This is a genomic window from Paenibacillus sp. p3-SID1389, assembly GCF_025151705.1.
Lineage (GTDB): Bacteria > Bacillota > Bacilli > Paenibacillales > Paenibacillaceae > Fontibacillus > Fontibacillus phoenicis.
In genome coordinates, this window is the sequence record NZ_JALXVO010000045.1 from 19979 (window position 1) to 34628 (window position 14650).

At 56.0% G+C, this 14650-nt stretch carries 8 protein-coding genes; 7 read left to right on the plus strand and 1 reads right to left on the minus strand.

Annotated elements, in window-relative coordinates:
* Positions 1-74: 74 nt before the first annotated feature.
* The 7 genes from M3G15_RS16675 to M3G15_RS16705 all read left to right on the plus strand — a co-directional run bounded on the left by M3G15_RS16675 (position 75) and on the right by M3G15_RS16705 (position 13129).
* Positions 75-1004 (plus strand): ABC transporter permease, encoded by a 930-nt coding sequence (locus tag M3G15_RS16675; RefSeq protein ID WP_009223899.1) that lies wholly within the window; start codon positions 75-77, stop codon positions 1002-1004.
* Between the two features lie 24 nt (positions 1005-1028).
* The gene (locus M3G15_RS16680) at positions 1029-1946 is read left to right on the plus strand and encodes a carbohydrate ABC transporter permease (RefSeq protein ID WP_009223900.1); all 918 of its coding nucleotides are present in this window, start codon (positions 1029-1031) and stop codon (positions 1944-1946) included.
* 107 nt (positions 1947-2053) lie between these two features.
* Positions 2054-4354, plus strand: a complete 2301-nt coding sequence (locus M3G15_RS16685; RefSeq protein ID WP_260071534.1) for a glycoside hydrolase family 3 N-terminal domain-containing protein — start codon at positions 2054-2056, stop codon at positions 4352-4354.
* A gap of 5 nt (positions 4355-4359) precedes the next feature.
* Positions 4360-7479, plus strand: coding sequence for an alpha-mannosidase (locus M3G15_RS16690; protein WP_260071535.1), 3120 nt, complete (start codon positions 4360-4362; stop codon positions 7477-7479).
* A gap of 447 nt (positions 7480-7926) precedes the next feature.
* On the plus strand, positions 7927-9246 hold the full coding sequence (locus M3G15_RS16695) for a glycoside hydrolase family 125 protein (protein ID WP_036644398.1): 1320 nt from the start codon (positions 7927-7929) through the stop codon (positions 9244-9246).
* A gap of 91 nt (positions 9247-9337) precedes the next feature.
* Positions 9338-10336: a glycoside hydrolase family 130 protein gene (locus tag M3G15_RS16700; protein WP_009223904.1), complete on the plus strand. Its 999-nt coding sequence runs from the start codon at positions 9338-9340 to the stop codon at positions 10334-10336.
* Positions 10337-10393: 57 nt separating this feature from the next.
* On the plus strand, positions 10394-13129 hold the full coding sequence (locus tag M3G15_RS16705; RefSeq protein WP_260071536.1) for an alpha-mannosidase: 2736 nt from the start codon (positions 10394-10396) through the stop codon (positions 13127-13129).
* A 607-nt stretch (positions 13130-13736) separates the two neighbouring features.
* On the opposite strand, the gene M3G15_RS16710 is transcribed toward M3G15_RS16705, so the two are convergent.
* Complete coding sequence (locus tag M3G15_RS16710) at positions 13737-14594, minus strand: sugar phosphate isomerase/epimerase family protein (protein WP_260071537.1); 858 nt, start codon at positions 14592-14594, stop codon at positions 13737-13739.
* Between the last annotated feature and the right edge of the window lie 56 nt (positions 14595-14650).

A 14650-nucleotide genomic window follows, 5' to 3' on the forward strand; every position in this document is an offset into this window, starting at 1 on the left:
AGATAGAGAGGGATCGGGCGGGTGATAGTTGCGCCCGATCCTTTTTCATTATTTTTCGACAGGAGGGGAACATCATGGCTGCATTTTTCAAAAACCTGCTTAAGAATAAAGTCATGTTATTTATGGTGTTGCCGGGTGCCGTTTGGTTTTTCTTCTTCTCGTACCTTCCGCTGGTCGGTACGATTACGGCGTTTAAGCAATACCGCTTCAGCCGTGACGGATTCTGGGCGAGTATCGCGCGGAGTGAGTGGGTAGGTTGGGAAAACTTCAAGTTCCTGTTCAGTACAAACGATGCCTTTACCATTACCCGCAACACGTTGTTATACAACCTTGCTTTTATTTTCATTGGACTCATCCTTTCCGTGGCGATGGCGATTCTGTTGTCTGAGCTGGTCGGCAAGACCATGGCCAAAGTGTATCAAACCGGGATGTTCCTGCCCTACTTCCTTTCCTGGGTTATCGTCGGCTACTTTGCGTTCAGCTTCCTGAGCATGGACCGGGGGATGATTAACCAGATTTTAGGTTGGTTTGGCGTGGAGCGAATTAACTGGTATTCGGAGCCAAAATATTGGCCTTATATTTTGATATTCGTCAACCTATGGAAAACGATCGGCTACAACAGTGTCGTTTACCTGGCTTCGATCATGGGTATCGACAAATCGCTTTATGAAGCGGCGATGATTGACGGTGCGACCAAATGGCAGCAAATCCGCAACATCACGGTTCCCCTGCTCTCCCCAATCATCATTATCATGACACTGCTGGCGGTAGGGCGGATCTTCTACGCCGACTTCGGCTTATTCTACCAAGTGCCAAGAGATTCGGGTACGCTCTATCAAGTCACGAACGTCATCGACACTTACGTATACCGCGGTCTAAAAACAACCGGGGAAATCGGCATGAGTACGGCGGCCGGTCTTTATCAATCGGTGGTAGGCTTTATTCTCGTCATGGTTTCTAACTTCATCGTGCGCAAAATGGATAAAGACAGCGCCCTATTTTAAAACAGCTGAAAGGAGTGTCAAGGTATGGCGGAGATGGCTAGAAAAAGCAAAGATTTTCATCATGTCTCTCGCGGCTGGAACGCCGTATTGCACCTGATCGCCGGTATTTTTTCGTTTATGTGTGTGTTTCCCTTTATCTTTGTTGTGATTATTTCCTTTACCGATGAGAAGACGCTGGCAACAGACGGTTACCGGCTGCTGCCGGCCAAATGGAGTCTCGAAGCTTACCGCTTCGTGTTTGAGAGCGGCGACTCTCTGCTTCGTTCGTATGGCGTAACGATCGTTGTCACGCTGGTAGGTACGATCCTTAGCTTGGCAATGATTGCGCTTTATGCTTACGCGATTTCTCGGAAGAGCTTCCGGTACCGGAGATTTTTCTCCGTATTTGCGATTGTGACCATGCTGTTTAACGGAGGGATGATTCCAACCTATATGGTGGTATCCCAGCTGATGGGTCTGAAAGATACGTTGTGGGCGCTAATTTTGCCGCTTGCAATGAATGCGTTCTACATCATGATCTTACGTACGTTTTATAGTACAAGCGTTCCTGAAGCAGTTATTGAATCGGCGCGGATTGACGGTGCCGGCGATTTCTATATTTTCCTGCGGATCGTCTTGCCGCTGTCGCTCCCAGGTCTTGCTACGATCGGCTTGTTCAGCACGCTGGGTTACTGGAACGACTGGTTTAACGCACTTCTGTATATCGACAATCCGAATTTGGTGCCGCTGCAGTCGATGCTGATGCGGATCGAATCGAGTATTGCGTTTATTCAGCAAAACTCGCAGAACACTTCGCTTAGCTTGGCCGCGATGCAATCTATTCCGCAGGACACTTCGCGGATGGCGATGGTCGTGCTGGCAACGTTGCCAATTATTTTTGCATATCCGTTCTTTCAACGGTATTTTGTACAAGGACTTACGGTAGGCGCTGTCAAAGAATAAATATAGCTTCATCCAACCTTCTCGATGCTGAAAAGTGAATTTTCTAGTTTGAATCATTTTTGAACTCTTTTGGAATCAAGGAGAAAAATGAAAGGAGCGAGGTGGAGATGTTGCTATATAAAGACAGCTCGAAGCCCATCCCGGAACGAGTAGAGCATTTGCTCGGGCTGATGACATTGGAAGAAAAGGCCGGCCAGCTGGTTCAGCCCTTCGGCTGGCAGACCTATGAGCATAAAGATGGAGAGATTAAGCTGACCGAAGCGTTTAAGGCGCAGGTGAAAAACGGCGGCGTCGGTTCGTTATACGGCGTACTGCGCGCCGATCCGTGGACGGGCGTGACGCTGGAAACCGGCTTGTCGCCGCGCGAAGGTGCGGAGGCGGTGAACGCCATCCAGCGGTACGCCATCGAGAACTCGCGCCTCGGCATCCCGATTCTGATCGGGGAAGAGTGCTCGCACGGCCATATGGCCATTGGCGCCACGGTGTTTCCGGTACCGCTGTCGCTCGGCAGCACCTGGAACGTGGAGCTGTATCGCGAGATGTGCCGGGCGGTGGCCCGGGAGACGCGCGCCCAGGGCGGCGCGGTCACGTATTCTCCAGTCCTCGACGTTGTGCGTGATCCCCGCTGGGGCCGGACCGAAGAATGCTTTGGCGAAGACGCTTATTTGATCAGCGAAATGGCCGTGGCTTCGGTCGAAGGCTTGCAAGGGGAGAGCTTGGACGGAGAGGACAGCGTGGCGGCTACGCTGAAGCACTTCGTCGGCTACGGCAGCTCCGAGGGCGGCCGAAATGCCGGCCCAGTCCATATGGGACGGCGCGAACTGCTGGAGGTCGACCTGCTGCCGTTCCGCAAGGCGGTGGAAGCCGGTGCGGCTTCGATCATGCCGGCCTACAACGAGATCGACGGCGTTCCATGTACGACCAATGAGGAATTGTTGGACGGCGTCCTGCGCGGCGAGTGGGGGTTTGACGGCATGGTCATCACCGACTGCGGCGCGATCGACATGCTCGCCTCCGGCCACGATGTGGCAGAGGACGGACGGGACGCGTCGATCCAAGCGATCCGCGCGGGCATCGATATGGAGATGTCCGGCGTGATGTTCGGCAAGCATCTGGTGGAGGCGGTACGGTCGGGACAGCTGGAGGAGGAAGTGCTCGATCGCGCGGTACGCCGCGTATTGACGCTGAAATTCCGCCTCGGGCTGTTTGAACGTCCGTACGCCGACCCAGAGCGGGCCGAGCGGGTGATTGGCAGCGCGGAACATGTGGAGCTGGCCCGGCAACTGGCCAGCGAAGGCGTTGTGCTGCTCAAGAACAAAGACGGCGTGCTGCCGCTGTCGGCGGACGCCGGTACCATCGCCGTTATCGGGCCGAACGCCGATGCGGGGTACAACCAGCTGGGCGACTACACCTCGCCACAGCCGCGGTCCAAGGTTACGACCGTGCTCGGCGGAATCCGCAGCAAGCTGGCTGAAACGCCGGAACGGGTGCTGTATGCGCCGGGTTGCCGGATCAACGGCAATTCCCGGGAAGGTTTTGACGTGGCGTTGTCTTGCGCGGAGAAGGCGGATACGGTGGTTATGGTCGTGGGTGGCTCAAGCGCACGGGACTTTGGCGAGGGGACCATTGACCTTCGCACCGGCGCTTCCAAAGTGACCGACAATGCGGAGAGCGACATGGATTGCGGCGAAGGCATTGACCGCATGAACCTCAGCTTATCCGGCGTACAGCTGGAGCTGATTCAAGAAATTCATAAATTGGGTAAGCCGCTCGTGGTGGTTTATATCAACGGACGGCCGATTGCCGAGCCGTGGATCGACGAGCACGCCGATGCGATCCTCGAAGCCTGGTATCCGGGGCAAGAAGGCGGGCATGCGATCGCCGACATCCTCTTCGGCGACGTGAATCCATCGGGACGTCTGACGATCTCGATTCCAAAGCATGTTGGACAGGTTCCGGTCTACTACCACGGCAAACGTTCGCGGGGCAAACGGTATCTGGAAGGCGATTCGCAGCCGCGTTATCCGTTTGGGTACGGACTGAGCTATACCGAATTCACCTATAACAATTTAAAGCTGGAGTCCGATACGATTAATAAGGACGGCTCAACGAAGGTGACGGTTGAAGTGACGAACGTCGGCGAACGTGCTGGTGCGGAAGTCATTCAACTGTATATTACCGATGTTGCAAGTAAGGTAACCCGGCCGGCGAAGGAGTTGAAAGGCTTCCGTAAAATATTCCTGCAACCGGGCGAGACCCAGACCGTGGAATTTACGGTCGGTCCAGAGCAGCTGCAATACATCGGCCAGAATTATAAACCGGTGGTGGAGCCGGGCGAATTCCGGGTGCACGTCGGCAAGAACGTAAATGATACGCTGAGCGCCAATCTCTTTGTGCGGGAGGATTAATTGATATGGAACGCATCAGACGTTTTATCCGGGAACTATCGGAAGCCCAGTGGCTGGATCAAATCCAGCTGCGCGGGTGGGAGATCACTTCTTCCGTATACCAGGTTCCCGGCAGCTACACGAAGGAAACTGAATATTCGGAGGGACAAGCCTTCGAGCGCTTCCCTAGCACGCAGGGAACCACGTATTTCTTCCGTACCCAGCTGGAGATTCCGAAAGGGTGGCGCGGCGGGCAGGTGGGCCTCATCTTTGCCTCCGGCGGCGAAGGGCTGCTGCGCATCAATGGCAAATCGGCCCAGGGCCTGGACCGGAACCATACGTTCGTGACGCTTCCGCAGGAGTCGGGACAAGGCCCGCTCTCGCTGGAAATCGAGCTGTATGACCCGATCCCTGAACCGGTGGATCCGCTGAACCAACAAGCGGTGATTCAGCCGCCGATTTCGCGGATCGACAGCCGTCTGGTACTGGTGAACCGGCCGGTGCAAAGCTTGATGTATACGGCAACGGTTGTCCGCGATGCCACGGTGCTGCTGCCGGAACAGGATTTTCGGCGCACCCGCCTGATCGAGGCGCTGTATGCCGCCATGGACGGGTTCGTGGCGCTGGACAAGGAAGCGATTCGCGAGGGTGGAGCGATTACCGAGCTGGAACAGCGGCTCACCGAGCGGGTGAAGGCGATCGGCGGCAATGCCGAAGGCCTGATCCACATGGTCGGCCAGTCGCATATCGACATCGCCTGGCTGTGGCCGGTGCGGGAGACGGTGCGCAAGACGAGCCGGACGTTCTCGACGGTTGATGCGCTGATGCGCGAATACCCGGAATACCGCTACACCCAAAGCCAACCGCTGCTGTTCGCCTTCCTGAAAGAGAACGACCCCGAGTTGTACGAGCGGGTGAAGGCGCGGATCAAGGAGGGGCGCTGGGAATTGGTTGGCGGCATGTGGGTAGAGCCGGATTTGAACCTGCCAAGCGGCGAATCGCTGATGCGGCAGATGCTGTACGGGCAACGTTTCTATCAGGAGGAGTTCGGCTTCACCTCGGAGATTGAATGGCTGCCAGACACGTTTGGTTATTGCGCATCATTGCCGCAAATTTTGAAGCATGGCGGGATTCGCTATTTTATGACGACCAAGCTTGGCTGGAACGACACTAACGTATTCCCGTACGACCTGTTCCATTGGGTCGGCATTGACGGCACGCCAATGCTGTCGTATCTGAACCACGGCGTAAATGAAAATACGTTGCCGAAGGACGTTCACGATCACTGGCAATCGTATCGCCAAAAAGCGGTCCATCCGGAGCAAATGCTGCTTTACGGACATGGCGACGGCGGCGGCGGGGTGACCCGTGAAATGCTGGAGTACATTCACCGCGCTGATCTGATGGTAGGTCAGCCGGCAAGCGAATATAGCACGGCAGCGGAGTTCTTTGCTGGCATCGAAGCGGCGCAGCCGAAATTGCCGGCATGGCACGGCGACCTGTACCTTGAATTGCACCGGGGGACGTATACGACCCACGGGCGCAACAAGCGCAGCAATCGCAAAGCGGAGATCCTGTACCGCGAGGCGGAGCTATGGAACGCGTTGGCCGCTCCGGCGATGCTGAAGGATCAGCAACGCGAGGCGCAAAGCACGCTGCAGGAGGGCTGGAAGCTGATCCTGTTGAACCAGTTCCACGACATCATTCCGGGTTCGGCGATTACCGAAGCGTACGAGACATCGACGAAAGAATATGGAGAGATTTTTGAGAAAGGAAACGCCGGGCTGCGTCAGGGCCTGACGACTTTGGCTGAACGGGTATCGACCACGGGCGAAGGTACGCCGTACATCGTCTTTAACAGCCTAGGCTGGACGCGCGATGTGATCGTGTCCCTTCCGGAACAAGCTTATCGGAGCGGCGCGGCTGCATACGACGAGCAGGGGACACGGCTTGAGCTGGATGTGCGGACGGATCTTGGCGGAGAAACCGCGGCTTGGGTCCGCGTGCCGGAGGTTCCGGCGTTTGGCTACAAGACGATTTGGCTGCGGAACGAAGCGGGAGCAGTTGCCCGAACTAAGGCGGATTCCCTGGACGGAAGCCAAGCGTTCCAAGGCGAGTGGGAAACGGAGTTCTACCGCCTGAAATTTAACGACCGCGGCGAGATCGTCAGCCTGTGGGATAAGGAAGCCGGACGGGAGATCGTGAAATCCGGGGAAAGCGCAAACCGCTTCCACTTCTATCACGACCGTCCTACGCTGTGGGATGCTTGGGACATTGACCCGCGCTATGAACAGCAACCGGCCGGCGAGGCTGTATTGCTGGAGAGCGGTCTGGTTGCAAGCGGGCCCGTCCAAGACGTACTGCGCTTCCGCTGGAGTATTGGTCAATCGGAAATCACGCAGGATCTGATTCTGTATCATCACAACAAGCGGATTGATTTCCAAACGAAGGTGAATTGGAACGAAGCTCACAAGCTGCTGAAGGTTGGGTTCCCCATCGACCTCGTTACGGACAAAGCGACTTACGAAATTCCGTTCGGGGCGCTGGAACGTCCAACACATCGCAATACGAGCTGGGAGCAGGCGCAATTTGAGGTGTGCGGACACCGGTTCGCCGACGTTTCCGAACGCGGATACGGCGTCAGCCTGCTAAATGACTGCAAATACGGCTACGACATCCAAGGCAGCACGATTCGCCTGTCGCTGCTGCGGGCGCCAAAATGGCCGGACGTGACCGCCGATCTGGGCGAGCATGAATTTACGTATTCGCTGTACCCGCACCAAGGCGACTGGCAGACTGCGCACACGGTGCGCGCGGCGGCAGAGCTCAACCATGCGCCGGCAGTATGGGCGGCTGAATCGCATGAAGGCTCGCTGCCTTCCACCGGGGCGTTGCTCGGGTTTACAGGCGAGCACGTGGTGCTCGACACGGTGAAACTGGCCGAGGACGGCGACGGCGTGATCCTGCGCCTGTACGAATCGGCAGGCGGCCGCGAACGCGTGGCGCTAAATTGGAACGAGCCGGTTTCGGCGGCGTTCCGGTCCGACGCTTTGGAGCGGGAGCTGGAGCCGATTACGCTGGCGGACGGAGGGCGGATCGAGCTCGATTTTGCCCCGTATGAAATTAAGACGCTGAAGTTGAAGTAATGGGTGAAGATGGGTTGGTGCACGTTGGCAGCGGGAAGTCAGCTCGCAAGTTAACGGGACGGTTAGCAAGATAGTCAGAAGATAGTTGACGGGAACGTTAGCTGGAATGCTAGCAGGTTAGCAGGAATGGTGGCAGGAAAGCTATCAGACTGTTAACTGGAAAAAGTACCGCTAATTCAGCCGTTTTCTTAGGATGGATGTAATTTAACTGGAATTTCTACCGTTAATTTAACGAATTTTCGCCGACTTCGGCCAATGAGGCTAAATTAACTGTACGATTTACCGTTAAATGAACGATTTAGCGGGAAACTGGCGAATTAGCAGTAGGATTTACCGTTAATTTGCAGATTGCCCGTCGCCCGCCAGCCCAACCGCCCTCAAGATCATAGAAGCGAAACGAAACGAAGCCAAATGAAATGACCTATAAAGGAGCGAGAAGACAAGCTCATGGAACAATTTAGACTCCCGAAAATACCGATGCCGCCGCTGGAATTGCCGCAATCCATTAAGGATGTACTGGCCGAGGCCGAAACGAAACTGGCGCATCGTCCGAAATTGCTGCAGCTGTTCAAGAATTGTTTTCCGAACACGCTCGAGACGACAACCAAGCTGATGGACGACGGAACCACCTTCGTCATCACCGGAGACATCCCGGCTTCTTGGCTGCGCGATTCCGTGGAGCAAGTAATCCACTATGTGCCGTTCGCCAAGAACGATCCCGATTTGCAGCGGATCATCAGCGGACTGATCAAACGCCATATTCATTATGTTCATATCGATCCGTACGCGAACGCATTTAACGAGTCGGCCAACGACTGGCACTGGAATACAACTGACGTGACCGAGATGTCCCCATGGGTGTGGGAGCGCAAATTCGAAATCGACTCCTTGTGCTTCGTGGTCCGCTTGGCCTACACGTATTGGAAGGAAACGGAGCAGACCGATATTTTTGATGCCGGCTTTAAATCCGCAATGCGGAAAATCTACGAAGTGTTCAAAACCGAGCAGCATCACTTCGAGAAATCGCCATATCGCTTTACCCGCAACAACGGAATCCCTACCGATTCCTTGCGGAACAACGGAATGGGCATGCCGGTGAACTATACGGGAATGATCTGGTCGGGCTTCCGTTCCAGCGACGACGCCTGCGATTTCCATTACAACATTCCGGGCAACATGTTTGCGGTTGTGGCGCTGCGTCAAATGCAGGAATTCGCCGAGTGGGTCTTCCGCGACATGGACTTCCTGGCCGAACTGAAGGAGCTGGAGTTTGAGGTTGACCACGGCATTAAGCTGTACGGGATCTACCGCCATCCGGAATTCGGTCCGATTTACGCCTACGAAACCGACGGCTTTGGCAACTACTGCTTGATGGATGACGCCGGCACGCCGGGCCTCATGTCCATTCCGTACCTGGGCTACGTTAGCGCAGACGATCCGATTTATCAAAATACACGGCGTTTTGCCCTGAGCAAAGAGAATCCGTTCTACTTCGAAGGCAAAGCAGCCAAAGGCATCGGCAGCCCGCATACACCAGAGAATTACATCTGGCATATGGCCTTGTCGATGCAGGGGCTCACCGCGCAAACGAAGGAAGAGAAGCTGGAAATGATCGCAATGCTGGAGGCGACCGACGCCGGAACCGGCTACATGCATGAAGGCTTCCACGCCGACGATCCAAATACGTTTACGCGCAAATGGTTCGCTTGGTCGAACAGCTTGTTCTCGCAGCTGGTGTACCAGGCGATGCAGGAAGGTATATTGTAACGCATCGATCTGCAAGCGGCGCTGAAAGTGTCCGTTAGGATGCGAACGCGCCCCCAATTCATATCCCACATATCTCAAAGGAGACTTGACCATGAGCAAAATTATCGGCGAACCTTTAAAAAATATCCCTTGGCAAGACAAACCGGCCGGCTCGAACGCCCCGGTATGGCGTTACTCTCAAAACCCAATCATAGAGCGTCATGCGATCCCGAACTCCAACAGCGTGTTTAACTCCGCGGTCGTGCCTTTTGAAGGCGGATTTGCCGGTGTGTTCCGCTGCGATTCGCGTTCGGTCAGCATGGATATTTTTGCAGGATTCAGTGACGACGGCATCAACTGGAAAATCAACCACGAGCCAATCCAATTCGAAGGCGACGAGGAAGTGACCAAACGGGAATACCGCTACGACCCGCGCGTCTGCAAAATCGGCGACCGCTACTACATCACCTGGTGTAACGGCTACCATGGCCCAACGATCGGTATTGCGTACACGACGGACTTCAAGACGTTCCATCAGCTGGAAAACGCCTTTTTGCCGTACAATCGCAATGGTGTGCTGTTCCCGCGCAAGATCGGTGAACGTTACGCGATGCTCAGCCGCCCAAGTGACACGGGCCACACGCCGTTTGGCGATATTTTCTACAGCGAAAGCCCAGACCTGACCTTCTGGGGCAAACATCGCTATGTGATGGGTACGATTAACGGCGATGCTTCTGCATGGCAATCGAAAAAAATCGGCCCAGGACCGGTTCCGATCGAAACCGACCAAGGCTGGCTGCTGATCTACCACGGCGTCATCAATACCTGCAACGGCTTCGTTTACCGCATGGGCTGCGCCTTGCTGGACATCGACAAACCGTGGATCGTCAAAGCGCGTTCGCGTAACTATATCCTCGGTCCAGAAGAGCTGTACGAATGCGTCGGCGACGTGCCAAACGTGACGTTCCCTTGCGCCGCTTTGACTGACGCCGAAACCGGCCGGATCGCGATCTACTACGGCTGTGCGGATACAGTTACCGGCCTGGCCTTCACTACCGTGGACGAGCTGCTGAAGTACATGGAAGAATATCCGCTGGAGACAGAAGCGTAAGGAACAAAAGCTCATCTACCAAATTACAAACCACGGAGGAAAGCGGGGGTTAGAGAAATGAGCAAGCAAAGAACGGCCCATATCATCTCCCATACGCACTGGGACCGGGAATGGTATTTGCCGTACGAGAAGCATCACGTTCGTCTGGTTGAGCTGGTGGATGCGCTGCTCGATAAGCTGGACGGTGATTCGGCGTTCCGCAGCTTTTATCTCGACGGTCAAACGATCATCATCGAAGATTACTTGCAAGTACGACCGGAGAACAAGGAGCGTCTGGAAAAATACATCCGCGAAGGCCGCATCCTCATCGGACCTTGGTACATTTTGCAGGATGCGTTCCTAACGAGCGGAGAAGCGAATATCCGCAACATGCAAATCGGCCATCAGGACGCGTTAAAATACGGTGCGCCCGCGAAGATCGGCTATTTCCCCGACACCTTCGGCCTCGTCGGGCAAATCCCGCAATTGATGTTGCAATCCGGGATTCGTAACGCCTTTTTTGGCCGCGGCGTGAAGCCGACCGGCTTCAACAATACCGTATCCGACGGCGGGTATGAGTCCTCCTTCTCAGAGCTGATCTGGGAAGGACCGGACGGCTCCAAGGTGCTGGGGATCCTGTTCGCCAACTGGTATTCCAACGGCAATGAGGTGCCGGTGGACGAAGCGGAAGCGAAGGCGTTCTGGGATCGCAAGCTGGCGGATGCGGAGAAATACGCAGCCACCGGCGAGCTGCTCTTCATGAACGGCTGCGACCATCAGCCGCTGCAACTGGACCTGCCGGAAGCGATTCGTACGGCGGAGAAGCTGTACCCGGACACGAAGTTCATCCATTCGAACTTCCCGGATTATTTGCGCGAGCTGGAAGCGGCGCTGGAAGGCCGCGAGCTGTCCACCGTCAAGGGCGAGCTGCGCAGCCAGCGCACCGACGGTTGGGGGACGCTGGTGAACACCGCCTCCTCGCGCGTGTATCTGAAGCAGATGAACCAGGTCGGCCAGGCCTTGCTGGAAAAAGTCGCTGAGCCGCTCGCCTCGATCGCGAATCTGCTCGGGAAGGATTACCCGCATCACCTGTTTACGTATGCGTGGAAAACCTTGATGCAAAACCATCCGCACGACAGCATTTGCGGATGCAGCGTAGACGAGGTTCACCGCGAGATGGTCACCCGCTTCGCGAAGAGCCGCCACGTTGCTGAGGCGCTCATCGACGACAGCAAGCGGGTGATCGCGGATGCGGTGAACACCTCCGTCTTCGCCCAGTATGGCGAAGACCCGCTGCCGCTGGTCGTGTTTAACACGACCGGCTGGAGCCGCACGGGCACAGTGTCCATCGAGCTGGACGCTGCCCGCCTGTATTTGCGCGACGGCCTCGGCCTCGAGGAGACCGGCCGCCGCATGAAGGCGGTCGACCTGTCAGGCCGCGAGCTGGTCGACGAGCAGGGGAACACGGTGCCTTGCACGGTGGAGGATCTCGGGCTGCTGTTCGGCTATGATTTGCCGGACGACAAGTTCCGTCAGCCGTACATGTGCCGCCGCGTCAAGCTGACGTTCCAGGCTTCCGATGTGGCTGCGCTGGGTCTGCGCACCTATGCGTGGGTGCGCCGGAAATCGGCGGCAGCTGCCACCAAGCCGGCCTCGTTGTTCACGGGCAACCGGGTCATGGAGAACGAGAACCTGAAGGTGGAAATTGCCGAAGACGGATCGTTTACATTGACCGATAAAGCGACGGGCCAAGTGTACCGTGATCTCGGCGTCTATGAGGACACCGGCGATATCGGCAACGAGTACATGTACAAACAGCCGGAAGGCGAAAAGCCGCTGACCACGAAAGGACTGGCTGCGCAAATCCGCATCGTAGAGGACGAACCGTACCGCGCTTCCGTGGAAATTTGCCATGACTGGGAGATCCCGGCGTCCGCTGATGAGAAGCTGGACGAAGAAATGCGCGAGCTGGTTTACTATCCGCACCGCAAAGCGCAGCGCAGCAGCAAGCTGACGACGCTGAAGCTGCGTACGGTCATTTCGCTGGAGGCGGCCGGCAAAGGCGTTCACATCGAGACGACAATCGATAACACGGCGAAGGATCATCGCATCCGTGCCTTGTTCCCAACTGACCTGAAAGCATCGGTCCATCAAGTGGATTCGATGTTTGAAATCGCCGAACGGAGCATTGAACCGGCACCGGAGTGGGAAAACCCAAGCAACACCCAACATCAGCAAGCGTTCGTGGACGTGAGCGGTGAAGGGGCCGGTCTGACCGTAGCCAACCTTGGCTTAAACGAATATGAAGTGCTGCGCGACGGCCGGAACACGATCGCCGTGACGTTGCTCCGCTCTGTGGGCGAGCTCGGCGACTGGGGCTTGTTCCCGACGCCGGAAGCACAGTGCCTGGGCGTGCACACCGCCCGGATGGAACTGATTCCGCATAACGGCGACGGCATTGCGTCCGGCGCGTTTACGGAAGCTTACCAGTTCCAGATTCCGTGGACGCTCAGCCAAACGGAAATGCACGAGGGAACCTTGTCCCCGTCGTATACACCGTTCCAATGGGAAGGCCAAGAGATGGCATTCTCCTCGCTCAAAATGAACGAGACGACCGGCGACCTGCTGCTGCGTTGGTTCAACATGAGCAAGCAAGCATCAGAGCTGACGCTCGGCCTGAACATCCCACATGAGCATTTCTATAAAACAACGATTCTCGAAGAAGAAGCGGCACCGCTGGCCAAGAACGCAGCAGGCAGCTTGTCCCTGCTAGCCGGCCCATGCGAGATCGTAACCATCGGAGTTCGCCGGTAATAATCAGGGGAACGCTTGAACCTGAACCGGGAAGTTAAGGATTAAAGGTTATCCTGCCATAACTTGTTATGTTATGGCGGGGTAACCTTTTTGTTTTGTCTTTGGGGCTTTTTTACGCGATTATCCCTTTTGTTCAGAGAGGTGATAGAGAAAGAGGAAGGAGGAAGGAGGATGAGGACGGCGAGTGAAGGGTGAAGGGTGAGTGGAAGGCACGAAGGAGTAGTGGAAGGCAAACGAAGGGGGAGTGAAGAAAATGGGGGACCGATGATTAGGGTAGGGTCAAAGGAAGAGTATGGTTAGGGATGAGATTAGGGATGAAGTAAGGGATGAGGTAAGGGATCAGGGAAAAGGCGAGAGTGTGGGCGATGGGGATGGAGATGGGGATGGTGGTGGCAAGAGAAGGTGAGCTAGAAGTGGCCATGGTTGATCTCTAGGTGGTCACCTGATTCAATGGGATAATCATGCAAAAGCTCCCGGACAGCAAGGGGCTACACCCTCCAGCATAAACAAACTAATAAAAAATGAGGCATACCAAAGTATACCTCACCTTACTGACACAACACTGTATACGAAATCGAGCGATGTGTCCGGGGAGTTCGAGTTGAGCCTATACCTCGTCCCAGATGCGCCGGACGTTGTCGAAGGCGATGCGGGTGCCTTGGCGGCAGTCCTCCATGCCTTCGTATTCAATGGAGAGGTAGCCGTCGTAGCCGGAAGCCTTCACGATGCGCAGGATCTCCCACAGGTCGAGATCGCCCTGGCCGGCGATGGCGCCGCGCAGGTACTGGCCGCCCGAGCTGCGGAACCAGCCGGCGCCGGGGTCGCGGTTTTCGGGCCGGATGTAGAAGTCCTTGACGTGGACCATTGAGGCGTAGCCGATGTTCTTTTTCACGGCGACGACGGGGTTCTCATCAACGCAAACGAAGTTGCCGACGTCAAGCGTCGTCTTGTAGTTTGGCCGGTCGACGGCATGGATCACCGCTTGCACCCGGTCAGTGGCCTGCACGTAGTAGCCATGGTTTTCCAGGCTGGTCGTGATGCCGTACTGCGCGGCGTAATCGGCGATTTCCCGGCAGGCGTTCGCGATCCGCGGCAGGTCCTCCTGGAACCGGATAATCGAGGTGTCCTGCCGGGAGGCGACGTCGTGCCGCATCAGCTTCACGCCAAGCGCATGGGCATAGTCGACCTCGCGTTTGACGCGGGCGATCTCCGCCCGGTAAGCCTCCTCCGAGTCGACGATGAAGTTGGCGCCGATCGCGTAGTTGGACACGACGATGCCGGCCTTCGCCGCACGCTCACGGATCTGCTCGATGAGACCCGGATCATCATTGAAGTTAAAGCCCAGCGGCACAATTTCGATATGCTCGCCGCCGATCTCGGCCACCCAATCGATGACCTCCAGCAGCGACATCGATCCGGCCTGCATCGCTTGATAGAGGCTGTATGAACTGACTCCCAGTTTCATAAAAAGGTCCATCTCCTTTAGTGATAGTTCCAAGCTAGCTAAGATGAACGTAAACA

Coding starts and splice junctions, on each gene's coding strand:
- M3G15_RS16675 (WP_009223899.1), top strand. CDS start 75: ATGGCTGCATTTTTCAAAAACCTGCTTAAGAATAAAGTCATGTTATTT.
- M3G15_RS16680 (WP_009223900.1), top strand. CDS start 1,029: ATGGCGGAGATGGCTAGAAAAAGCAAAGATTTTCATCATGTCTCTCGC.
- M3G15_RS16685 (WP_260071534.1), top strand. CDS start 2,054: ATGTTGCTATATAAAGACAGCTCGAAGCCCATCCCGGAACGAGTAGAG.
- M3G15_RS16690 (WP_260071535.1), top strand. CDS start 4,360: ATGGAACGCATCAGACGTTTTATCCGGGAACTATCGGAAGCCCAGTGG.
- M3G15_RS16695 (WP_036644398.1), top strand. CDS start 7,927: ATGGAACAATTTAGACTCCCGAAAATACCGATGCCGCCGCTGGAATTG.
- M3G15_RS16700 (WP_009223904.1), top strand. CDS start 9,338: ATGAGCAAAATTATCGGCGAACCTTTAAAAAATATCCCTTGGCAAGAC.
- M3G15_RS16705 (WP_260071536.1), top strand. CDS start 10,394: ATGAGCAAGCAAAGAACGGCCCATATCATCTCCCATACGCACTGGGAC.
- M3G15_RS16710 (WP_260071537.1), bottom strand. CDS start 14,594: ATGAAACTGGGAGTCAGTTCATACAGCCTCTATCAAGCGATGCAGGCC.